Origin of the sequence: Aminobacter sp. MDW-2 (genome assembly GCF_014250155.1) — a bacterium.
Taxonomy (GTDB): domain Bacteria; phylum Pseudomonadota; class Alphaproteobacteria; order Rhizobiales; family Rhizobiaceae; genus Aminobacter; species Aminobacter ciceronei.
Map to the genome: position 1 here is coordinate 57,598 of NZ_CP060198.1, position 19,959 is coordinate 77,556.

At 63.1% G+C, this 19,959-nt stretch carries 20 protein-coding genes; all 20 read right to left on the reverse strand.

Features of this window, described 5'->3' with window-relative positions; genetic code table 11:
* Nucleotides 1-15: 15 nt before the first annotated feature.
* Nucleotides 16-1,728 (reverse strand): urease subunit alpha, encoded by a 1,713-nt coding sequence (ureC, locus tag H5P29_RS28980; RefSeq protein ID WP_067967425.1) that lies wholly within the window; start codon nt 1,726-1,728, stop codon nt 16-18.
* A gap of 14 nt (nt 1,729-1,742) precedes the next feature.
* Nucleotides 1,743-2,438 (reverse strand): urease subunit beta, encoded by a 696-nt coding sequence (locus tag H5P29_RS28985; RefSeq protein WP_067967422.1) that lies wholly within the window; start codon nt 2,436-2,438, stop codon nt 1,743-1,745.
* A 12-nt stretch (nt 2,439-2,450) separates the two neighbouring features.
* The gene (locus tag H5P29_RS28990) at nt 2,451-3,134 is read right to left on the reverse strand and encodes an urease accessory protein UreF (protein ID WP_067967419.1); all 684 of its coding nucleotides are present in this window, start codon (nt 3,132-3,134) and stop codon (nt 2,451-2,453) included.
* Nucleotides 3,131-3,583: an urease accessory protein UreE gene (gene ureE, locus H5P29_RS28995; RefSeq protein ID WP_154384475.1), complete on the reverse strand. Its 453-nt coding sequence runs from the start codon at nt 3,581-3,583 to the stop codon at nt 3,131-3,133. The genes H5P29_RS28990 and ureE overlap by 4 nt, the downstream gene beginning before the upstream one ends.
* 51 nt (nt 3,584-3,634) lie before the next feature.
* The gene (urtE, locus tag H5P29_RS29000; protein ID WP_154384474.1) at nt 3,635-4,330 is read right to left on the reverse strand and encodes an urea ABC transporter ATP-binding subunit UrtE; all 696 of its coding nucleotides are present in this window, start codon (nt 4,328-4,330) and stop codon (nt 3,635-3,637) included.
* Nucleotides 4,323-5,117 carry an urea ABC transporter ATP-binding protein UrtD gene (gene urtD, locus H5P29_RS29005; RefSeq protein ID WP_154384473.1) on the reverse strand — a complete coding sequence of 265 codons (795 nt, stop codon included), beginning with the start codon at nt 5,115-5,117 and terminating at the stop codon, nt 4,323-4,325. Before urtD ends, urtE begins: the two co-directional genes overlap by 8 nt.
* Nucleotides 5,118-5,120: 3 nt before the next feature.
* Complete coding sequence (gene urtC / locus H5P29_RS29010) at nt 5,121-6,281, reverse strand: urea ABC transporter permease subunit UrtC (RefSeq protein WP_154384472.1); 1,161 nt, start codon at nt 6,279-6,281, stop codon at nt 5,121-5,123.
* A 25-nt stretch (nt 6,282-6,306) separates the two neighbouring features.
* Nucleotides 6,307-7,197, reverse strand: a complete 891-nt coding sequence (gene urtB, locus H5P29_RS29015) for an urea ABC transporter permease subunit UrtB (RefSeq protein WP_154384471.1) — start codon at nt 7,195-7,197, stop codon at nt 6,307-6,309.
* 72 nt (nt 7,198-7,269) lie between these two features.
* A complete protein-coding gene (locus H5P29_RS29020; RefSeq protein ID WP_154384470.1) occupies nt 7,270-8,517 on the reverse strand; it encodes a transporter substrate-binding domain-containing protein in 1,248 nt (415 codons plus the stop codon).
* A 488-nt stretch (nt 8,518-9,005) separates the two neighbouring features.
* Nucleotides 9,006-9,614, reverse strand: coding sequence for an ANTAR domain-containing response regulator (locus tag H5P29_RS29025; RefSeq protein ID WP_067967401.1), 609 nt, complete (start codon nt 9,612-9,614; stop codon nt 9,006-9,008).
* A 13-nt stretch (nt 9,615-9,627) separates the two neighbouring features.
* Complete coding sequence (locus tag H5P29_RS29030) at nt 9,628-10,782, reverse strand: transporter substrate-binding domain-containing protein (protein WP_154384469.1); 1,155 nt, start codon at nt 10,780-10,782, stop codon at nt 9,628-9,630.
* Between the two features lie 267 nt (nt 10,783-11,049).
* Nucleotides 11,050-12,312 carry an ArgE/DapE family deacylase gene (locus tag H5P29_RS29035; RefSeq protein WP_067967395.1) on the reverse strand — a complete coding sequence of 421 codons (1,263 nt, stop codon included), beginning with the start codon at nt 12,310-12,312 and terminating at the stop codon, nt 11,050-11,052.
* Nucleotides 12,312-13,559, reverse strand: a complete 1,248-nt coding sequence (locus H5P29_RS29040) for an allantoate amidohydrolase (RefSeq protein ID WP_067967393.1) — start codon at nt 13,557-13,559, stop codon at nt 12,312-12,314. Before H5P29_RS29040 ends, H5P29_RS29035 begins: the two co-directional genes overlap by 1 nt.
* 25 nt (nt 13,560-13,584) lie before the next feature.
* Nucleotides 13,585-14,493: an allantoinase PuuE gene (gene puuE, locus H5P29_RS29045; protein ID WP_083948812.1), complete on the reverse strand. Its 909-nt coding sequence runs from the start codon at nt 14,491-14,493 to the stop codon at nt 13,585-13,587.
* Nucleotides 14,494-14,531: 38 nt separating this feature from the next.
* Nucleotides 14,532-15,275 carry an aspartate/glutamate racemase family protein gene (locus H5P29_RS29050; protein ID WP_067967388.1) on the reverse strand — a complete coding sequence of 248 codons (744 nt, stop codon included), beginning with the start codon at nt 15,273-15,275 and terminating at the stop codon, nt 14,532-14,534.
* A 9-nt stretch (nt 15,276-15,284) separates the two neighbouring features.
* On the reverse strand, nt 15,285-16,001 hold the full coding sequence (locus tag H5P29_RS29055) for an ABC transporter ATP-binding protein (RefSeq protein WP_067967384.1): 717 nt from the start codon (nt 15,999-16,001) through the stop codon (nt 15,285-15,287).
* The gene (locus H5P29_RS29060) at nt 15,998-16,768 is read right to left on the reverse strand and encodes an ABC transporter ATP-binding protein (RefSeq protein ID WP_067967381.1); all 771 of its coding nucleotides are present in this window, start codon (nt 16,766-16,768) and stop codon (nt 15,998-16,000) included. The genes H5P29_RS29055 and H5P29_RS29060 overlap by 4 nt, the downstream gene beginning before the upstream one ends.
* The gene (locus H5P29_RS29065) at nt 16,761-17,780 is read right to left on the reverse strand and encodes a branched-chain amino acid ABC transporter permease (protein ID WP_185910444.1); all 1,020 of its coding nucleotides are present in this window, start codon (nt 17,778-17,780) and stop codon (nt 16,761-16,763) included. Before H5P29_RS29065 ends, H5P29_RS29060 begins: the two co-directional genes overlap by 8 nt.
* A 25-nt stretch (nt 17,781-17,805) precedes the next feature.
* Nucleotides 17,806-18,666 (reverse strand): branched-chain amino acid ABC transporter permease, encoded by an 861-nt coding sequence (locus H5P29_RS29070; protein WP_067967374.1) that lies wholly within the window; start codon nt 18,664-18,666, stop codon nt 17,806-17,808.
* Nucleotides 18,667-18,780: 114 nt separating this feature from the next.
* Entirely contained in the window at nt 18,781-19,917 is a 1,137-nt protein-coding gene (locus H5P29_RS29075; RefSeq protein WP_210252506.1) for an ABC transporter substrate-binding protein, read from the reverse strand.
* Nucleotides 19,918-19,959: the final 42 nt, after the last annotated feature.

Consider the following 19,959-nt stretch of genomic DNA (forward strand, 5'->3'; position numbering starts at 1 on the left):
CTGGTGTCCATGATGTCACCTCAGCATGTAGCGTTGGGCGAGCGGCAACTCGTAAGCCGGCTCGCATGTCGCCAGCTCACCATCGACAAAGACGTCGAAGGTCTGCGGATCGACGCGGATGTTGGGACAGGCGTCATTGTGCAGCATGTCCTTCTTCGACAGGGTGCGATTGCCGCGTGAGGGCAGCAATGCCTTCTTCAAATCGAGCGTCGCGGCCAGTCCGCGCTCGATGGCGAGCGGATTGACGAAGCATGCCGACAGTGCCTGCTTGGCCCGGCCGAAGGCACCCCATTGCGGACGCAGCAGCAGCGGCTCGCAGGTCATCAGCGAAGCAGCGCTGTCGCCCATCGCGCCCCAGGCAATGAAGCCGCCCTTGATGACGAGCTCCGGCTTGATGCCGAAGAAGGCCGGCCGCCAGATGACGATGTCGGCCATCTTGCCGTCTTCGAGCGAGCCGACATGCTCCGCGATGCCGAAGGTGCGCGCGGCATTGATGGTGTATTTGGCGACATAGCGCTTGATGCGCTCATTGTCGCCGAAACGCGTCGCCTCCTCGGGCAAGCGGCCACGCTGCTTCTTCATCTTGTCGGCCAATTGCCAGGTCCGGCAGATCACCTCGTTGATGCGACCCATGCCCTGGCTGTCGGAGCCAAGCATCGAGATCGCGCCGATGTCATGGAGGATGTCCTCGGCGGCAATGGTCTGGGCGCGGATTCGGCTTTCGGCAAAGGCGACATCCTCTGGGATGGCCGGGTTGAGATGGTGGCACACCATCGTCATGTCGAGATGTTCGTCGAAAGTGTTGATCGTGTAGGGGTTGGTCGGGTTGGTCGACGACGGCAGGCACCACGGCACGCCGGCGACGCTGATGATGTCGGGCGCATGCCCGCCCCCTGCCCCCTCGGTATGGTACATGTGGATGGTGCGGCCGTTGATGGCGGCGAGCGTATCCTCGAGGAAGCCGGACTCGTTCAGCGTGTCGGTGTGGATCTGGACCGGGAAATCGAGCTCGTCGGCCACCGTCAGGCAGGTGTCGATCGAGGCCGGCATGGTGCCCCAGTCCTCGTGCAGCTTGAGGCCGAGGCAGCCGGTCTCGATCTGCTCGACGAGCGACGCAGGTCGGTGCGAATTGCCGCGGCCGAGGAAGCCGAAATTGATCGGCCAGTGCTCGGCCGCCTGCAGCATCTTGCCGACGTTGAACGGGCCGCCGCAGTCGATGCCGACCGTAATCGGACCCAGCGAGCCGCCGAGCATGGTGGTGATGCCGGAGGCGATTGCATGGTCGCAGAGCTGTGCGCTGTCAAAATGGACATGGACGTCGAGCGCACCGGCAGTTGCGATCAGGCCTTCGCAGTCGCGCACGGTGGTCGCCGCCGAGACGATGAGGCGCGGGTCGACGCCGTCCATGGTGGCCGGATTGCCGGCCTTGCCGATGCCGACGATCTTGCCGTCACGGATGCCGAGATCGCCCTTGACGATGCCGACGACGGCATCGATCACCGTGACGTTGCACAACAGGAAGTCGAGCGCGCCTTCGGCGCTGGTGACGCCGGCGGCGAGGCCGGCGCCGTCGCGCAGCGTCTTGCCGCCGCCATGCAGGCATTCGTCGCCATAGACGGCGAAATCCTTTTCGACGACGGCGACGAGCGAGGTGTCGCCGAGACGGAAGCCATCACCGGTAGTTGGGCCATACATTGCCGCATAGTCGCGGCGTGACAGGGTTGCCATGATCGTTCCTCCCCTCAGGCGCCGCGGAAGCCGCGGGCGCGGGCATTTTCAAGAGCCGCGGCCTTGGCCGCCGGATCGTCGGCCGAGCCGTTCGACAGTCCGTTGAGGCCGGAAAGCTGCTGCTGTCCGCCAAAGGTGGTCAGCGGCACATCCTTCTCCTGACCCGGCTCGAAGCGAACGGCGGTACCGGCGGCGATGTCGAGACGCATGCCGAAGGCAGCCGCCCGGTCGAAGTCGAGCGCCTTGTTGACCTCGAAGAAATGATAGTGGCTGCCGATCTGCACCGGCCGGTCACCGGTGTTGACGACCTTCAGCGTCAGCTTGCGGCGTCCGGCATTGAGCTCGATGTCGCCATCCTCGGCGACGATTGCCCCGGGTTCGACGTCGTCGGCAGCAGCACCCGCCGCCGGGCGCAGCGGCTCATGCACGGTGACGAGCTTGGTGCCGTCCCGGAACGTCGCCTCGACCTGCAGCATCGGCAGCATTGCCGCGATCCCGGGCATGACATCGGCCTGGGTCAGGATGGCCGAGCCGATCGACATCATCTCGGCGACCGAGCGCCCTTCCCTGGCACCTTCGAGGATCTCGTCGGTGATGATCGCCACCGCTTCGGGATAGTTGAGCAGGAGCCCCTTGGCCCGCCGCTTGCGCGCCAGTTCGGCCGCCGTATAGATCGTCAGGCGCTCGAGTTCGGTCGGTGTCAGCAACATCGTGGGTACTCCTCAATTCGAAAACAGGCGCTGGCCCGAAGCGCCATGCATGGCGACCGCGATCTCGCAGAGCGGAGTGAACGACCGCAGCGGTTCGTCATCGCCGACAGGCAAGCGGGCCGCGGCCTCGATGGCAGGCAAAGCGCGTGCGACAACCTTCTGGGCGTCGATGGCGCCGATCACGCCAAGCCGCACGGCGGCAGTCGAAAGCGACGCCACCATCTGGTAACCGCCGATCGCTACGGCACTCGCCTCGTCAAGGTCGAGCGCCTGCCAGGCGAGGCCCTGGACGACCGGCAGGTGGCCGCAGGCTTCGCCCTTGCGGACCATGGCGCGATAGGCGGCAGCGCCGCAGGTTCCGATCCGCTCATGCGTGGTCAGAAGCGCCATGCCGTTGCGGCGCGAGCCCGAGCGCAGCCCCTCGACGAAGGTCGAGGCCTCGACCTCGCGGTCGAGTTCGGCCAACGCCTCGAGATCGCCGCCGAGCCGGTGGGCCCGAACCAGCGCGACACGGTCGGCATCGGCCCAGCGATGGCGGATCTGGATGTCGACGAAAGCAGCGAAGTCGAAGGCACCCAGTTTTCCGGCAAGCGTGGACGAGGCCTCCAGCCCCTGCGAGAAGGCAAAGCCGCCGGAAGGGAACTGCCCGTCTGCATGCTGCAGGGCGACGAGCAGATGTGCCGATGGAACGCTCATTCGGCCTCCTCGGTCATCTCGACGCGGCCGCCCGAGATGAGCGGCTCGATGCGCGCGGCGTAGGCCGTGGCCGGACCGTCCTGGGCGACGAGCAGATCCTGGCCGTCGAAACGCACCCGCCAGTGCAGGTTGCCGGCGTGATAGCCGAGTTCAAGCGCGTCGCTTGCCGAACGCGGCGTGAATCTCAGCCAGCGCTGCTCGCCAGCGCGTACGATCACGGCGCGATGATGGTCGAGCACCAGCACGGCGCCGTCATGCAGTTTCTGGTCGCGCGGCAAGGTGATCGCCACCTCCTCACCCTTGTCGGTTCGCGCCATCAGCCGCCGGCGGTCGAGATCGCCGACGGCCACCGTCACGAACTCCACGGCGTGGTGGTGTTCGAGATGATGGATCGCCTCATGCATTGCCGGATCGCTTCGGCTGCCAAGCACCCCTTCAACTCGGAGCATCTCAAAATCCTTTCTGCGCTTGACGTTTCGGGCCGCCGGTCGCGTTCGCGGCTAGAGGCCCATGTGCTTGTGGATCAGTTCGTTGCTGAGGTCGGCGGTGTCGCCGGCCGCCGCGATCTGTCCCTTTTCGAGGATGGCGAAGCGGTGCGCCGCGGTACGGGCAAAACGTATCTTCTGCTCGACCAGGATGATGGTCAGGCCATGGTCCCGGTTGAGCGACACGATCGCCTCTTCGATGTGCTCGACGATGTTGGGCTGGATGCCCTCGGTCGGCTCGTCGAGAACCAGGATGCTCGGGTCGGTGGCAAGCGCGCGGGCAATGGCCAGCTGCTGCTGTTGTCCGCCCGAGAGGTTGGTACCGCGCCGGTGGAGGTGATCCTTCAGGAACGGAAACAGCGTCCAGACCAGCGGCGGCACCGACGTCTGGCCGTCGGCGCGGGCGTTGCAGCCGAGCAGTATGTTGTCGAGCACGCTGAGCCCGGGCACGATCTCGCGCCCCTGCGGCACGTAGCCGATGCCGCGCCGTGCCCGCTGGTAGGTCAGGTCGCCGCTGATGTCGGCGCCTTCGAACTCGATGGCGCCTTTGGTCTGCACGCCGATGCCGAGCAGGCTGCGCAGCAGCGTCGTCTTGCCGACGCCGTTGCGGCCCATGATGCAGAAGACCTCGCCCTCGCGGATTTCAAGGTTGAGATCGTGGATGATGTGGCTCGTTCCGTAGAACGCGTTGAGGTCTTTGAACTTAAGCATGGCTGAGTGTCGCCGATCCCAGATAGGCCTCTATCACTGCGGGGTTGCGTTCGATCTCCTCGGCCGTCCCCTCGGCGAGCACAGCCCCCTGGTGCATCACGGTGATGGTCCGGCAGATGCGGCGGACGAAGGCCATGTCGTGCTCGATCACCAACACGGTGTGACCGCCGGCGAGATCGAGCAAAAGCTCCGCCGTCTTGTCGGTTTCGGCCGCCGTCATGCCGGCGGCCGGCTCGTCGAGCAGGATGATCTTGGGTTCCTGGCTCAGCACCATCGCCAGTTCGAGCCATTGCAGCTGGCCGTGCGACAGCTCCGAGGCCTTGCGCTTCATCGAGCCGAGAAGCCCGGTACGCTCGGCAACCGCTACCTCCTTGTCGCTCGGCCTCCCTTTCACCCGCTCGAACAGGTTCTCGAAGACGCGGACACGGCGATTGCTCGCCACCTGCAGGTTTTCCAGCACCGTCATGTCCTTGAACACCGTCGGCGTCTGAAACTTGCGACCGACGCCGCTGCGGGCGATTGCGGCCTCGCCGATGCCGGTGATGTTGCGGTCGCGCAGCCAGATCTCGCCTTCGGACGGCAGCGTCTTGCCGCACAGGAGATCCAGCAAGGTCGACTTGCCGGCGCCGTTAGCGCCGATGATCACCCTGAGCTCGCCATCGGCGATCGACAGGTCGACGTCGCGCACGGCGGGAAACTCATCGAAGCGCACGGTAAGGTTTTGTGTCCGCAGGATCGGTGCAGTCGACACCGCGCCTGCTTGGGATGGCCTATGAACGGCATTCATCGGTTACGCCTCCCTTGCCGACAGCTCAGACTTGACGAGAAGATCGGCCTTGTCGGAGCGCTCGGTCTTGCCGGAGAGCTTGGCTCCGCCGAGACGCTCAGCCTTGCCGGGACGATCGATGAAAGCCTTGAAGATCCCGGCTATTCCGTTCGGCATGAACAGCACGACGACGACGAAAAGCAGCCCCAGGATGATAGGCCACACCGGCTGGAAAGTCGCGCTTTCGCTGGCCAGCGAGCCGACGAAGTTGACGATCAGCGCTCCGATGCAGGCCCCGAGCAACGAGGCGCGGCCGCCGGTCGCCGCCCAGATCACCATCGAGATGCTGAGCGACGTCGCCATCAGCGACGGCGTGGCGAATTCCGACGTGACCGTGAACAGCATTCCCGCCAGGCCGGCGACGCCGGCCGAGACGCAGAAGATGAAGAGCTTGTAGTTCTCGACGTCGTAGCCGAGATAACGCGCACGCGCCTCGTCCTCGCGAATGGCCTTGAGTACCTGGCCGATACGTCCGGTCAGCATGTAGCGGGCGAGCAGGATCACCGCGATCAACGTCAGCGCAACGGCATAGTAGACGCTCGGTCCGTAGGGGTCGAATTCAAAGCCGCCGATCTCAAGCAGCGCAAGGTTCGCCAACCCGTTGAAGCCGCCGGTCAGCGGCTGGTTGTTGATGATGAGCAATTGCCCGATCAGCGCGAAGGCCAGCGTGATGATGCTGACATAGACGCCGGTCGTGCGCCGCTTGAACATGACGTAGCCGATGCCGGCGGCCAGGATGCAGGGCACGACGATGCCCGCGATCATGCCGACCGCCACCGAACGGAACGGGATCCACAGGAACGATCCCGTCGTGACGCAGCACAGGTCACGAACCGCATTGGGCTCCATGTTGAGAAGCATCAGCTGCGGCACCGGATTGTTTTCCGGCACGGCAAGCGTCAGCGACATCGCCAGCATGTAGGCGCCCATGCCGAAGAACAGGCCCTGCCCGAGGCTGAGGATGCCGGCATAGCCCCACGACATGCTGATGCCGATCGCGCAGATCGAATAGACCAGATAGATCGCGACGCGGTTGGTCCAGAAGCTGTTGAGCACCAGCGGAAACGCGAGCACAACGGCGAAGAAGGCGATGTAGGCGATGATGGAAGCGGTGCGGTAAGTCATGCGCTCGTCCATGTTGCAGCCAAGCTCAGCGGCTCTTGGTGACAAAGAGGCCCTGAGGCTTGAAGAGGAGAATGAAGATCACGACGGCAAACAGGACCGTCCGTCCGTAAACGTCGTTTGCCCAGGTGGCGACGAAACTCTGGACTTCGCCGAGAATGCCTGCCGAGGCGAAGGTGCCGAGCAGATGACCGACACCGCCGGCGACGACGACAAGGAAGGCGTCGACGACATAGGGCGTGCCCATGTCGGGCGACACGGTCTTGAAGCCGGACACCAGAACTCCCGCGATGCCGGCAAGGCCGGAGCCATAGGCGAAGGCCAGCATGTTGACGCGCTTGTCGTTGATGCCGCAGGCCGCGGCGGTGTTCCGGGCGACCGAAACAGCGCGCAACTGGCTGCCGAAGCGCGTCCTGTACATCACAAGCCAGGTGATGGCGCCGAGCGCCAGCGCGGTGACGAAGACGAAGGCCCTGTAGACCGGGATATTGGCGCCGAACAGTTGAATGGCCTGCTGCAGTTCGGCAGGAACCGGAACGTTCTGCAGGTCGGAGCCCAGACCGTCGATCTCGACGCCGAACAGGCCGAGCCCGAAATGGATTCGGATCAGCTGCTGCAGGATGAGCGCGATCCCCCACGTCGCCAGCAATGTATCGAGCAGTCGGCCGTACAGCCTGCGCACCACGGTGCGTTCGATGATCAGACCAAATGTCGCCGTCACCAGAAACGCCAGCGGCAGGCAGAGATAGATGTTGAAGCCGAGATGCTTGGTCGCCAGCACCGTGGTGTAGGCGCCGATCATCACCATCTCGCCATGGGCGAGATTGATGACGTTCATGGTGCCGTAGATGATCGCCAGGCCAAGGGCGACCATGAACAAGATCGATGCGATACTCAGGCCGATGACAAAGGTTTCCATGCCGCTTCCATCCGTTGGTCGGGGGCGCGTGCCGGCACGGAATCCGCGCCGGCACAGCTGGCAGTCAGGGGGCTAGAGCGTCGCCCCGCTCGTCGTGCAGACCCGCTTGTCAGCGGTCTCGCCAACGCTGGAGTAAGGCAGCGGCACCAGCGGTTCTGCGTACTGGTCGACGATGTCGAGCAGGCCGTCGGCGCGGGTCTTGCCGATGCGCGGCGTCAGGTAGCTGTGCAGGTTGTCGGGGTCGATGGTGACCTTACCCTGGGGTGCATCGAAGGACAGACCGCCGGCATTGGCAACGATCGCATCGGGCGCGAGGTCGCCTGCCTTTTCCGCTGCCATCGCCCACATGTTGACGCCGATATAGACCGCCTCCATCGCAGCGTGGGTTACGGCATCGGCGCCGGCATAGGCCTTGAACGCCTCGACGAAAACCTTGTTCTGCGGCGTGTCGACGGTCTGGAAATAGGGCAGCGAAACATAGCTTCCGAGCGCGTATTCCGGGCCCATCGCCTTGATCTCGACTTCCGTCGTCGTCGAAGCGCAGAGCGGCAGCTTGTCGAAATCGTAGCCCTGGTTGCGCAGTTCCCTGTAGAAGGCGACGATTGAGTCACCCACCACGTTGGAGAAGATCACGTCGGCCCCACTCGAGCCGATCTTGGAGACCATCGACGCCCACTCGGTGTGGCCGAGCGGCAGGTACTCGTCGCCGACCACCTGCATGCCGATCTTTTCGCAGATCGTCTTCGATGTCTTCGCCATTCCGCGCGGAAACGCATAGTCGGAGCCGACGATGAACACCTTGTTCTTGCCCAGGCTCTTCTGCAGCCACGGCAGCGAGTTTTCCAGCTGCTGGTTGGGCACAGCGGAGCCGGCATAGAGCACGTTCTTGGAGCACTCCTCGCCTTCGTACCAGGTCGGCCAGACGAGCAGGCCCTTGCGCCGCTCGACGACCGGCAGCACCGCCTTGCGGCTGGCGGTGGTGTAGCAGCCGAAGATCACCGGGACCTGGTCCTCAATCGTCAGCTTGCGGGCCTTTTCGCTGTAGATGCGCGGCTCGGACGCCGGATCTTCGATGATGGCGCGCAGCTTGCGACCAAGAACACCGCCCTTGGCGTTGATTTCGTCAATTGCCATCTGGGCGCACTGGTTCATCGATTTCTCGACGATCGCGGTGGTTCCGGTCAGTGAATACATGATGCCGACGGGAATCTCGTCGGCTGCCCAGGCCTTGTCGCCGAGACGCAGGATTGAAGGAGCGGCCAGCCCGATTGCCGCGAGGCCCGACGCTTTCAGAAATGTACGCCGATCATGGTTCTTCATAGGTCCTCCTGTTCGCATCGTTGTGCGTTGATTTTTGTGAAGCCGCCCCATTCGCGACCACCTGCACGCTTTATTAGAAACTCCTAATAGTCAATACATCTATAAGTATATTTTTCGTATACCGAATGATTCGACAATTATACGTATATATTCAGCACATGTTACTGCGCATAATTGTAAATAAATATTCTGATTGTGTTTTTTCTTGCGACGTTACGGAGCGAATCCTTTCACAAGTAGGGCAGCATGTCTCCAGACATCGGACAAAACGGAGCCGCGCACGCGTTCGCACGCGCTGACCGAAGAGCGTCAAGAAAGTGCTGCAGATCGAACCAACGGCTGCCAACGGCCTTGTCGGAAGCCGAAAAACAAAAAAGCCCGCCAACTCCTGCGAGGAGCTTGCGGGCTACATAGCCACTCGGCGCGGACCACATTGTCTCACACCGTATCGACATCCGAGGTTCACCCGGCGTCAATTATTTTTCATATTAGTCACGCATGTCCTTGAACGTCAAGAGCTCATGCGCGTTGATGATCGCACTCGCCAGATCATCCATTGGCACGCGTTTCGCCATCGCTTGCCGGCGGATGTTCTCATACGCGTCCTGCTCGCTAAGCCCTTGCGTTTCCATGAGAATGTTCTTCGCACGCAGGATGCGGTTGTTGCCGGCCAGCTTGCGCTCAAGCTTGCGGATGCGCTTGCTGGCGTTCTGCCGCTCGAGCCAGAGCGCGCGCGCGATGGTCAAATTTGTCAACAGGCCGAACGGGCGTATCGGCCGCTCGATGACCGCCAGCGCCCCGCACTCCAGCACCACCTGCAGCGTGCTTGGATCCTCATAAGTGACGACCGCAATCAAGGCGGGATCGGATGGCTCCACCGGCCGGAACAGGCTCAGGATCTTGTCACGGTTCTCCTGCTCGATCGAAACCAGCACCACCACCGCCGACGGGTTTATCGCATCGGGCAAGGGCCAGGTCGTTTCGCAACTGCAGCCGATGCGCCTGAGATGCTCGACCAGCGCCAGCCCCGCCGCATCTGGCGGGTGGATGACTTGGACGCGCAGGCCCTTCAGGTCCTGGAGAATGCTGGTTGCCACCGAGAACGATCCGCTAAGCCTTGCGTTTCAGCTGATGGGGTTTGCTCATCCAATCATCGAATGACGCCGTGACGAAGTAGGGGTCGGGCCTGGTCCTCGTCTCGGATTGCCAGATGATGTCGAACTTGCCTTCGTCATTGACCCGCCCGATGCGCGACCACAATTCGGTGTGGTGGTTGTCGGGGTCGATGCGTATCCGCCCTTGCGGCGCGTCGAACTCCAGCCCGGCGAGATGTTTGGCCAGCGCTTCCGGTTCGTCCGTACCGGCCAGCTCCAGCGCTTTGGCATAGAGATGAACCTGGAAATAGGCAGCCTCGGCGCCCGCCGTAACAGGGGCGTCGGCGCCGAACCGCTGCTTGAAGGACGATACGAATTGGCGCGCCTGCGGCGTGTCGAGCGTCTCGAAGAACGACGCCGAGGTCAGGTGTCCCGCCGCGATGTCAGGCGCCATCTCGGCCACTTCCGCTTCCGTTGTCGTCAGGCTGGCGATCGGCATCGTGGCGACGTCGAAACCGGCTTCCTTGTAGGCCTCATAGAGCATGACCGCACCCGTACCGACGACCGTCGACACCACGATGTCCGGCTTCAGCTTGCTGATCTGCTTGATGACACGATTGAAATCCTTGCGCACCGGTTCAACGGGCACATAGAGCTCGTCGAGAATGGTCCCCTTGGCTCTCATGACAAGGTCCATGACGACGCGGTTGTATTCGTAAGGGAAGACGTAGTTGGAGCCGACCAGCAGGAAGCGCGTGCCGTAGTTGTCGATCAGATAGCGCGCGAGCTGGACCGCGTTCTGGTTCGACGACGAACCGGTATAGAAGCAACGCGTCGAATACTCGAACCCCTCATAGAAGGTCGGGTAAAACAGCATGCCGCGATAGGCTTCGATTTCCGGCAGGACGGCCTTGCGCGCCGACGACATGTAGCAGCCGAAGATGATCTTGATGCCGTCCTCGGCGAGGAGGCGAACGGCGAGTTCCTGGTACTTTTTGGCCGAGCATTCCGGATCGTAGAAGACCGCCTTTATCTGCCGCCCACGAACGCCGCCGGCCGCGTTGATCTCCTCGATAGCAAGGCGCGTCGCGTTCGCTTCGGCCGTCTCGGCCGCCGCAGTCACTCCGCTGTTGGAAAACAGGACGCCAATCCGCCAGTCACCAGTCGCCATGCGCTATAAGCCACCTATTGAGCAGGTCGATAGAATACTACCCGGTCATCGGCGCGAGCCGGGCGGAGTCTGCTTTGGGAGATTTGGGAAACGCCACTGTTTCCAGTCCCATAGAGATATCCTGACAGCTCGGGAAAGGCAACGCGGCTCTGCGGATCTGCCGCGAAGGAGAGGAGTGTCCGTGGACAGCGTGTTCCGAGCCATTGCCGGCAGGTAGGCGGTCCATGACCGCCTACCGTCTTGTTCGAATGCCCAAGCCACAAATTGTCAGGCGTTGCCGGTAAGCATGTCGTAAAGCGCCAGCGTCACCACATTGGTTGCCAGGACGAGGTCGTCGATCTTGAGCTTTTCGTCGGCACGGTGCGCATTGGCCTCGAGCATCGTTCGCGGACCGGCGCCGTACAGCACGGTCGGAATGCCGGCATTGCTGTAGTGCCGCGCATCGGTGTAGAGCGGCACGCCGTGCGTCGGGACGGCCTCGCCGGCCAGCTCCGAGGCATGCCTCTGCAAGGCACCGGCTAGGCGTTCCTGCCCGACGAGCGGCTTCAGCGGATTGGCCAGCATCAGCTGGCGGACATGGCACTCGACGCCCGGAATCTCGCGCGCGGTCGCCTCAATGAAGGCGATCAGGTCGCGCGCCACCTCCGGACCGTTCTCTTCCGGGATCATCCGGCGATCGACGCGCATCACGATCTTGTCGGGCACGACATTGGTGTTGATGCCGCCGGAGATAAGCCCCACCACCAGCGATGGCGTGGTGATGCCTTCGACCGACGAGCGCTGCTCCGAAAAACCCGAGCGCAACGAATAGAGCCGGCTCAGTATGTGCGTTGCCGCCTCAAGTGCGTCGATGCCTGTTTCGGGCCGCGCCGCATGGGCGGACTTGCCACGGACGTCGATGTCGAGATGCAAGCAGCCATTGTGGGCAGTGACGACGCCGTAGGACAGGCCGGCGCAGATCGCATAGTCCGGCTTGGTCAAACCCTGCTGAAGCAGATGGAGCGGGCCAATGTCGCCGCCGACCTCTTCGTCGTAGGTCAGGTGGATCTCGATCGTGCCCGACAGCTTCTCGCCCAATGCGCGCAGCGCCAGCAGCGCATAGGCATAGGTGACGAAGTCGGACTTCGAGGTTGCCACACCCCGGCCGTACATCCAGCCATCCTTGATCTCGGCGCCGTAGGGATCAACGGTCCAGCCTTCGCCAGGCGCCACGACGTCGCCATGCGCATTGAGCGCGATCGTCGGACCGGGCCCAAACCTATGGCGGACAATCAGGTTGGTGGCACTGATCATGCCGACGCTCGCAACCAGCGCATCGGGCACCTTGTGTCGCTCGACGGTGAAACCAAGGCCTTCATACAATTGGGCAGCGCGATCGGCATGCGCTGCGCAATCTCCGGGCGGGTTGTCAGACGGCACCTTGACCAGCTCCGCCAGCATGCGCACCTGGTCGTCACGATGCAAACGGATGTAATCCAGCAAACGCTCTGAACCGAGGCCGGGGCTTTTTTCGATAGGGTTCGGTTCCATTAGGGTTTTCCCTGAAAATTCTCGATGAAATGCAAGAGCACAGCCGCCCCCGTTGCAACGTCTGCCGCGGTGACCGACTCCTCCGGCGAATGGCTGATGCCGTCCTTGCAGCGAACGAAGATCATGCCGATGTCGGTGATCGTGCTCATCGCCATGCCGTCGTGGCCGGCACCGCTGGGCAGGCGCAGAGGGCGCGTTCCGGCCGCTTCGACGGCGGCCGCGATACGGTCGACGAAATCGGGCGCGCATGGGCAGGACTTGAGATCGAGGATCTTGTCGATGTCGATCTCCACTCCGCGCCTTGCCGCGATGGCCCGGGCAGCGACGCCGAGTTCGTCGAAGGCAGCGTGGCGGACACTGTCAGCCTGCGAGCGCAGGTCGACGGTCAAAGAGACCTCGCCCGGGATGACATTGATCAGTCCCGGGTCGGCCTTGACGAAGCCGACTGTGCCCACCGTATGGGGATGGACCGAGGCGATGCGCTCGACCGCCAGCGCGATCTCGGCTGCTGCCAGGAGCGGATCCTTGCGCATGCCCATAGGCACCGTGCCGGCATGATTGGCCGCACCCTTGAGCGTCACGACGGCGCGCGTCTGGCCGCTGATCGCGGTCACCACGCCGACCGACAAACCCTCGGCCTGGAGCACTGGTCCCTGCTCGATATGAAGCTCGACATAGCCGATCATGTCGCCCGGCCGATGGGCTGCCCTGGCGACGGCCTCGGGATCGAGACCGAACGCGATCATGGCCTCGCGAAGGCTGATGCCTTGCGCATCCTTGGCGTTGAACAGGTCGTCACCGAACTGTCCCGTGATGGCGCGGCTTCCGGCGAGCGTCGTCCGGAACCGCGTACCTTCCTCGTCGCCGAAGGCGACGACCTCGATACCGAACGGCAGGCGGCGGCCGCGACCGTTGAGCACGGCAACGCAGTCGAGCGAGGTGATCACGCCGAGCGGACCGTCATAGCGGCCGGCATGGACGACACTGTCCATATGCGAGCCGGTAACGAGATAGGGCCCGCCGCCGCTTTCGGAATGGTAGCGGCCGACGACGTTGCCGGCCTCGTCGATACGCGCGTCCATGCCGGCATCGTGCATCCATCCGGCAATGGTTTCGGCGGCCGTGCGATGTTGCGGCGACAGATAGAGCCGCGTCACGCCAATGCCCGGCTCGCTGATGCTGCCAAGCTCGTCGCAGCGCCGCATGATGCGCCGCCCGGCGTCGGTTTCGTTGAGGTAAGTCGACATGATGCTATCCCGGAGCCTTGCGCCGCTACTGCCGCTCAGGTGCATGGTGCTTGTGCCAATGGCGGGCGATTTCGTCGCGCCGGCAGATCCAGACGCCTTCGTGCTTCTGGACGTAGTCGAGGAAGCGCAGGAACGAAGCCCAACGCCCGGGGCGGCCGACGATGCGCAGGTGGAGCCCGGTGGACATCATCCGCGGGGTCCTGTCGCTCTCGCGATAGAGCACGTCGAACGTGTCCTTGAGATAGGTGAAATACTGGTCGCCAGAGTTGAAGCCGGCGGCCGCCACGAAACGCATATCGTTGGCTTCGAGTGTGTAGGGAATGCGCAGATGCTGCTTGCCGTTGACGTTTTCCCAATAGGGCAGGTCATCGGCATAGGTGTCGGAATCGTAGAGGAAGCCACCCTCCTCCACCACCAGCTTGAGCGTGTTGGGGCTGCAGCGTCCGGTGTACCAGCCGACCGGCCGCTCGCCAGTCACCCGCGTGATGGTGTCGATGGCAAGCTTCATCTGGGCGCGTTCGGTGTCCTCGCCCATCCACTGGTGGTCGATCCACTTCCAACCGTGGCTGGCGATCTCGTGGCCGAGGGAGTGCATGATCTTGCCGGCCTCGGGGTAGTGCTGCAGCGCCAGGCCGTTGGCCAGAACAGTGGTGTTGATGCCGCGCTGCTTGAACTCGTCGAACACCCGCCAGAACGCGACGCGCGTGCCATACTCGTAGAGCGACTCCATGTTCATGTTGCGCACGCCGAACAGTTGCGGCGCGCCGATGATGTCGGAGATGAAGTTCTCCGAATGGGCATCGCCGTGCAGGACGCAGTTCTCGGACCCCTCCTCGAAGGCGACGATGAACTGCAGCGCGAGCTTGGCGCCGTTCGGCCAGTTGGCCATCGGCGGCCTGTTGCCGTAGCCGACCATATCGCGGGGGTATGACATTGTTCGATCCTTTCTACCTGTTCCAGACGGACGCCGGCCTAGTCGCGCGGTGCGATTTCAAGATGCTTGACCGATCCGCTCAGCCGCTTGGGCAGCGGATAAGCGAGGTCACCGAATTTGCTGGTGCCGAGCCTCAGGGCGACGATGCCTTCAATGAGCTTGGTCGCAGCGGTAACGCCTTCGATGACCGGAACGCCGATCTGCTCCTGGATATGCGAGGCCAGGTCGGCCATTCCGGCGCAGCCGAGCACGATGGCGCCGATGTCGTCTTCGGCGACGGCGCGGCGGCATTCCTCGACGATGTCACGGCAGGCCGCCATGCCGGTCTCCTCGAGTTCGAGAACCTCGAGCCCGCAAGCCCGGACCTTGCGGCACTGATGCTCGAAGCCGTGAACCTGCAGCAGGTGCTCGCAGATGATCTTGGTGCGGGCGAGCGTGGTGACCACGGAGAAGCGGGTCGCCACGATGCTGGCGACATGGAAGGCCGCCTCGGCGATACCGATGACCGGCCCGCGCGCGATCTCGCGGGCGGCGAGATAGCCGGGATCGCCGAAGCAGGCGATGACATAGCCGTCGACACCGGCGTTCTCTCCCTCGCGGATACGCTCGAGGATGCCGATCGTGCTCAGCGCCTCGTCATAGTGGCTTTCGATCGACGGCGGGCCGCTCTCGACCGAGACTGACAGGATCTCGGTGCCCGACGAGGCAACGCCTTGCGCTGCAGCCAGGCTCTTCCTGGCGAATGCGGAAGTGGTCGTGGGATTGATGATCTCGATCTTCATGATCTTCCCCTAGCCGCCGAGATAGGCGCGGCGGACGTCGTCGTTCTCGGCCAGCTCATGCGAAGGCCCAGACAAGGCGATCTTGCCCGTCTCGAGCACATAGGCGTGGCTGGAGAGCTTGAGCGCCATGCGCGAGTTCTGCTCGACGAGAATGACGCTGACGCCATTGTCGCGGTTGATGCTGGTGATGAAGCGGGCGATCTCGCGGACGATGATCGGCGCGATGCCGAGCGACGGTTCGTCGAGCAGCAGAAGCCGCGGCTTGGACATCAGCGCGCGACCGATCGCCACCATCTGCTGCTCGCCGCCCGACAGGCTGCCGGCCTGCTGGCCGATGCGCTCGCGCAAGCGGGGAAACCGGGTCAGAATGCCTTCGAGGTCGGCGGCGACACCCGCATTGTCCTTGCGACGATAGGCGCCCATCAGAAGGTTGTCGCGCACGCTCATGAACGGGAAGATGCGTCGCCCTTCCGGCACCATCGCCACGCCGCGTGCCACGATCTGGTCAGGTCCCTTGCCGTCGATGCGCTCGCCGTCGAACCAGATCTCACCGCTCTCAGGCGCGGTCAGGCCGGTAATGGCGCGCAGGATGGAGGACTTGCCGGCGCCGTTGGCCCCGATGAGGGAAATGATCTCCCCCTCGCCGGCATTGAGGGAAACACCCTTCACGGCGCGAACCCTGCCATAGGACACGGCGAGGTCCCGGATCGAGAATTGCGCACTCATAGGCCGATCTCCGTGTCTTCCGCGCCGAGATAAGCTTCGATGACCTTCTCGTTCTGCTGGATCTCCGCCGGCGTGCCCTCGGCGATCTTGCTGCCGAAGCTGACGACCACGATGCGTTCACTGACCGACATCACCGCGGCCATGTCGTGCTCGACCAGGATAGGCGTGACGCCCTCGTCGCGAATTTTGCGGATCAGCTCGACGCCGCGCTTGGTCTCGTCCGAGTTCAGCCCGGCAAACGGTTCGTCAAGCAGGATGAGCTTTGGCTTGGCAGCAAGCGCTACCGCGATGCCGAGATTGCGCAGCATGCCGTGCGGCAAGGCGGCGGACACCGTATTGGCAAGATGTGCCATGCCGAGCAGGTCGAGTACGTGATCGGCGTATTCGCCGGCTTCCCGCTCGTCCTTCCTGGCGCGCGGCGTCCGGAAGATCATGCCGGCGAGCGAGGCCTTGCAGTCCTTGTGGTAGCCGAGCAGCACCGTCTCGCGCACTGTCATGTCCTGGAAGCTGGTGTTTTCCTGGAACGTCCTGACGATGCCGTGGCGGGCAACCGCATGCGGTCCGATGCCGGTAATGTCCTTGCCGTTGAAACGGACGGTTCCGCTCGTCGGGTTGAGGAAGGAGGCGATCAGCTTGAAGCAGGTGCTCTTGCCGGCGCCGTTGGGGCCGATGATGGAAAGGATCTCGCCCGCATCCAACGTGAAGTTCAGGTCGTTCACTGCGGTCAGGCCGCCGAAGATCTTGGTCAATCCGCGAACTTCAAGCATTGGATGCCTCCTCCGACTTGCCGGAGCGCCGCTTGATGACGCTCAGGATTCCGTTGGGCATGAGCAGGATGCACAGGATCATCAGGCCGGAGAAAATGACGGTCTGATAGCGCTGGAACTCATGAAGGAGTTCGAAGCTGCTCATCATGACGACGGCGCCGACCAGCGGGCCAACGACGAATTCGAGACCGCCGACGAAGCAGTAGACCATGAAGTAGACGCTATCGAGCACCTGGAAAGTGGTGGGGTAGACGTTCTGCTGCAGAGTGGCGAAGAAGGCACCGCCGACACCGGCATAGAAGCAACTGACCATGAAGGCGACGACACGATACTTGGCGACATTGATGCCAAGACTCGACGCCAAATCCTCGTTCTGCCTGAGCGAGCGGAACACGGCGCCGACGCGGCTGGTGTCGAGAAGCCACATGAACCAAAGGCCGAGCAGCATCAGCGTGCCGGCGAGGTAGAAGAACGGCAGCCGCGCGCCCTTTTCGAAGGCCGGAATGATGGTCAGGCCGAACAACGACAATTCGCTGGGAAGCGGAAGGTCGACGATGCCCTGGGCGCCATTGGTCAGGGCCGGAAAACTCAACGCAGTCAGGCGGCAGGCCTCGGTGATGCAGAGCGTGATCATGGCGAAATAGACGCCCTTGAGACGCAGCACCGGCCAGCCGATCAGGCCGCCGAGCAGGGCCGCGACGGCTCCCGACAGTGGCAGGCAGATCCAGAACGAGACGCCGAGCCGCGACACCAGGATGGCTGTTACGTATGCGCCGATCAGCGCAAATCCCGCCTGGGCAAGGTTGATGCGACCGATGGCGAAGGTCAGCCAGACACCGAAGCTGATGAAGCTGACGGCAGCCATGGTGGTGAACACGTTGAGCAGATAGCCATTGGCGCCGAAGACCAGCGGAATGGCAAGGAAGTAACCTGCCGCGATCAGCAGCCCCAGCCCGATGGGCTTCAGCGAGGAGCTTCGCTGCTCGCTTGGGGACAGGTTCAGATTTGGCATGGATATGGTCTTTTGCATGGTCGTCTCAGCCCCAGGGCTTACCCATGATCCCGTTCGGCCTCACGATGAGGAAGCAGATCACGATCAGGAAGATGATGAGAAAGGTCAGTGAGCCCGGCAAAAGCGCGTAGCCGACGGATTCGAGGAAACCGAGGACGAAGCCGCCAAGGATGGCGCCGGAGAGCACGCCTGCACCACCGATCATGATCATCAGGAATGCCTTGATCGAAATCGCCGTGCCGGCACCGGTGTGGACGGCGAAGATGGCCACGAGCAGGCCCCCGGACAGGCCGGCAAGGCCGGTGCCGAGACCGAAGCCCATGGCCGAGAGCCATTTGAGATTGACGCCCTGAAGAGCGGTCGCCTCGCGGTCCTGCGCCATGGCCCTCAGCGCCCGGCCGGTCTTGGTGTAGCCGATAAAGGCCATCAAGGCGGCGATCAGCATTGCTGCGACGACGATGACGACGATGCGTCCGGTCGGTAGCCTGGCATCGAAGACTTCGATGACGCCGGTTGCGATTGGGGGAACGCCACGCTGCTTTTCGCCGAAGACGATCAGCGCCAGGCTTTCGAGGAACACCGCCGTGCCCATGGCCAGCAGCATCGTCACCTCCTCGCGCTTGACGCGCAGCATCACCGGCCGGAACAGGAACAGTTCCATGGCCACGCCGAGCAGGCCGACGATCAGGAAGGACATGACGAGGCCGAACCAGAACGGCAGCCCGAACACGACATTGAAGTAGTAAACGACGAACCCGCCGATCATGTAGAGCTGACCATGGGCGAAATTCACCACCTTCATGATGCTGAAAATGATGGTGATGCCGAGCGCGATCAGCGCGTAAGTCGTTCCGACGACAAGTGCATTGAGCATAACCTGCGTCATGCGAAGTCTCCTGTGAGGATGGACCTTCCGCCCATCCGCGGTCCGCGTCATGCGGACCTCATGCGAGGGAAGTGCGGGCGGCGGTCATTGGGGGCGAACCGCCGCCCGTGTTCGTCAGTCAGGGAGTTTTCCGACGAACAGCGGCTTGTATTCGCCGTTTTCGACCTGCTGCACGACGATCGGCACGGAGACCTGACGCGGCTGGCCGTAGTCGGTGCGGCCGACATATTTCAACTCGCCGCCGTCCTTGAGGAACGGGTTCTTGCCGACGAAGCCGTCGAGTGCCGCCTTGAACACATTGGTGTCCTCGATCGCCTTGGGTCCGGCGCTCTGCAGCGTCTGGATCATGATCTCGGGACCGTAGACATAGAGGCCGGCGACATCGTTCCACTCGCCCCAGTCCTTGGTGTAGCGCTCGATGAACTTGACCATGAAGTCGCTGCGGATCGCCTCTGTGCTGGCGCCGCCGGCGGCAATGAACCCGTTCGACGCGTCGCCGGCCACTTCGAAGATGGCCTTCGGGTCCTGCCCGGTCTCGGTGCTCATGGTTCCCGTGAAGCCAAGTTCACGCGCCGCCTTGATCAGCGGGCCGACATCCGAGGGCGATACGCCTGACAGCACGATGTGATCCGGCGAGGTACCGATCACCTTGGTCAGGATCGGAAAGAAGTCGGTGGTGCCGGACTCGTAGGTTTCCTGGTCGGAGACGACCTCCAGGCCGAGCGCCTTGGCGCCGGCTGAGCCTTCGTCACGCTGCTTGATGGGATCGGCGTTGTTTTCGGAGACAAAGGCGATCTTCTTCACGCCCTTGTTGTCCATCAGCCATTTGTAGATGACCGGGCCGACCTGGTAAGATGCCACCATGCCGAGGATCGACTGGGAGGCAGGTGCCTTGTAGAGCGACTTGGAGAAGGCGTAGGGCATGTTGACCGTGCCATTCGCCTCCATGACGGTCTTGGCGCTTTCCGCCGTGGAGTCAGTGTTCGGCCCCTGGATATATTTGACACCTTCCGACACCAGCTTTTCGGCACCGGTCTGGGCGCCCTTGGGATCGCCCTTGTCGTCGACGCACACGACCTCGATCTTGTAGGTCTTGTCACCGATCGCCACGCCGCCGTCGTCGTTCCACATGCCGGCCCGTGACTTGAACGTCTGGCACATGACGCCACCCCAGCCGGCAAACGGCCCGCTCATCACGCCCAGGGCACCGATCTTCAGAGTTTCTTCGGCATATGCCGAAGATCCAAACACCAATGCTCCGGTTGCCGTTCCTAATATAAGCACCCTGCGCAG

What these genes read in the sequence shown, in the direction of transcription:
- ureC (WP_067967425.1), bottom strand. Translation starts at nt 1,728, where the DNA reads ATGGCAACCCTGTCACGCCGCGACTATGCGGCAATGTATGGCCCAACT.
- H5P29_RS28985 (WP_067967422.1), bottom strand. Translation starts at nt 2,438, where the DNA reads ATGTTGCTGACACCGACCGAACTCGAGCGCCTGACGATCTATACGGCG.
- H5P29_RS28990 (WP_067967419.1), bottom strand. Translation starts at nt 3,134, where the DNA reads ATGAGCGTTCCATCGGCACATCTGCTCGTCGCCCTGCAGCATGCAGAC.
- ureE (WP_154384475.1), bottom strand. Translation starts at nt 3,583, where the DNA reads ATGCTCCGAGTTGAAGGGGTGCTTGGCAGCCGAAGCGATCCGGCAATG.
- urtE (WP_154384474.1), bottom strand. Translation starts at nt 4,330, where the DNA reads ATGCTTAAGTTCAAAGACCTCAACGCGTTCTACGGAACGAGCCACATC.
- urtD (WP_154384473.1), bottom strand. Translation starts at nt 5,117, where the DNA reads ATGAATGCCGTTCATAGGCCATCCCAAGCAGGCGCGGTGTCGACTGCA.
- urtC (WP_154384472.1), bottom strand. Translation starts at nt 6,281, where the DNA reads ATGACTTACCGCACCGCTTCCATCATCGCCTACATCGCCTTCTTCGCC.
- urtB (WP_154384471.1), bottom strand. Translation starts at nt 7,197, where the DNA reads ATGGAAACCTTTGTCATCGGCCTGAGTATCGCATCGATCTTGTTCATG.
- H5P29_RS29020 (WP_154384470.1), bottom strand. Translation starts at nt 8,517, where the DNA reads ATGAAGAACCATGATCGGCGTACATTTCTGAAAGCGTCGGGCCTCGCG.
- H5P29_RS29030 (WP_154384469.1), bottom strand. Translation starts at nt 10,782, where the DNA reads ATGGCGACTGGTGACTGGCGGATTGGCGTCCTGTTTTCCAACAGCGGA.
- H5P29_RS29035 (WP_067967395.1), bottom strand. Translation starts at nt 12,312, where the DNA reads ATGGAACCGAACCCTATCGAAAAAAGCCCCGGCCTCGGTTCAGAGCGT.
- H5P29_RS29040 (WP_067967393.1), bottom strand. Translation starts at nt 13,559, where the DNA reads ATGTCGACTTACCTCAACGAAACCGACGCCGGGCGGCGCATCATGCGG.
- puuE (WP_083948812.1), bottom strand. Translation starts at nt 14,493, where the DNA reads ATGTCATACCCCCGCGATATGGTCGGCTACGGCAACAGGCCGCCGATG.
- H5P29_RS29050 (WP_067967388.1), bottom strand. Translation starts at nt 15,275, where the DNA reads ATGAAGATCGAGATCATCAATCCCACGACCACTTCCGCATTCGCCAGG.
- H5P29_RS29055 (WP_067967384.1), bottom strand. Translation starts at nt 16,001, where the DNA reads ATGAGTGCGCAATTCTCGATCCGGGACCTCGCCGTGTCCTATGGCAGG.
- H5P29_RS29060 (WP_067967381.1), bottom strand. Translation starts at nt 16,768, where the DNA reads ATGCTTGAAGTTCGCGGATTGACCAAGATCTTCGGCGGCCTGACCGCA.
- H5P29_RS29065 (WP_185910444.1), bottom strand. Translation starts at nt 17,780, where the DNA reads ATGCCAAATCTGAACCTGTCCCCAAGCGAGCAGCGAAGCTCCTCGCTG.
- H5P29_RS29070 (WP_067967374.1), bottom strand. Translation starts at nt 18,666, where the DNA reads ATGACGCAGGTTATGCTCAATGCACTTGTCGTCGGAACGACTTACGCG.